General features: G+C 68.6%; 2 protein-coding genes. Both read right to left on the bottom strand.

The features are described 5' to 3' along the window. Positions 1-529: thiamine-phosphate kinase (locus tag Y705_RS23205; RefSeq protein WP_253908590.1), on the bottom strand; the 529-nt coding region annotated here is incomplete at its 3' end. A 74-nt stretch (positions 530-603) separates the two neighbouring features. Then, on the bottom strand, positions 604-915 hold the full coding sequence (locus Y705_RS0111595; protein WP_026532978.1) for a hypothetical protein: 312 nt from the start codon (positions 913-915) through the stop codon (positions 604-606). Between the last annotated feature and the right edge of the window lie 106 nt (positions 916-1,021).

Below are 1,021 nucleotides of genomic sequence, written 5' to 3'. Positions count from 1 at the left end.
GCCCCACCGTGCCGGCAAGTGCGACGACGTCGCCGGGTTGCGCGCCCGAGCGCAGCACGGGCGCCCTGCCCTCAAGGCTTCCGGTGACGGCCGCCGTGACGACGATCCCGGTGCCGCCGCCAAGATCGCCGCCGACGACGCCGCATCCCTCTGCGCCGAGGTGCTCCATCGCCGCCGTCAGCCCGTCGGCAAGAGATTCAACCCAGTCGATCGGTGTTTCGGGGGGCAGGGTCAGGCTCACGACCATCGCCGTCGCCCTGCCACCCATCGCATTGATGTCGCTCAGGTTCTGCGCCGCGGATTTCCAGCCGACGTCGTAGCCGGTGGTGACGAATCCGTTCGGCCGTGTCAGCCGGAAGTCCTTGTCCTGGACGAGGGTGTCGATGGAGATGATGGTCCGGCCGTCGGGGGCAGCGACGACGGCGGCATCGTCACCGGGGCCAACGAGGGTGCCAGCAGCTGACGGAAGGCGCGGGAAGATGCGCTTTAGCAGGGCGGATTCGCTGAGTTCTCCGACGGTGAGGGGCATTCCTCCACCGTAGGGCGTAGTAGTGACATTACGCGCAGAGCCGCCGTGGGGTCAGCTTGCGGCGGATAGAAGCGTCAGTGACTCCGGCCGGTGGCCGTCCGGCGTCGTGCCATCGAGACCGCGATCACCGCGGCCGCGCTGGCAAGCATCAGACCGGCCGCCAGGATGATGAGCTGCGTGCCCCGCTGCAGACCCGATGTCTGCTCCAACTGCGGCTGTGCCTGCACCTGCCCGGCCTGAGCTTCAGGTGCTGCCTCCCCTGTTGTCTGCGGCACCACCTGATTGGCCAACCCCGGCTGGCTGGCGAACAAGGGCTGGTCGAAAAGGGTACCCAGGAGGGATTTGGGCTTGACGGGTTCCGGAACCGGGGTGTGGGGTTCGGGCATAGGAGCCGGTGCAGGGACGAAATTCTGCGGTACCACGGCAGGGGCAGGCTGGGGCGCCCGTACCACTGGCGCGGGTGCAGGTGGAGGCGGGGGTGGAGGTGGAGGC

This window comes from Arthrobacter sp. H41 (assembly GCF_000520535.1).
Lineage (GTDB): Bacteria > Actinomycetota > Actinomycetes > Actinomycetales > Micrococcaceae > Arthrobacter_D.
Note: the sequence above shows the minus strand (reverse complement) of the source record. Positions and strands in the feature narration are given on the sequence as shown.

Coding starts and splice junctions, on each gene's coding strand:
- Y705_RS0111595 (WP_026532978.1), bottom strand. CDS start 915: ATGCCCGAACCCCACACCCCGGTTCCGGAACCCGTCAAGCCCAAATCC.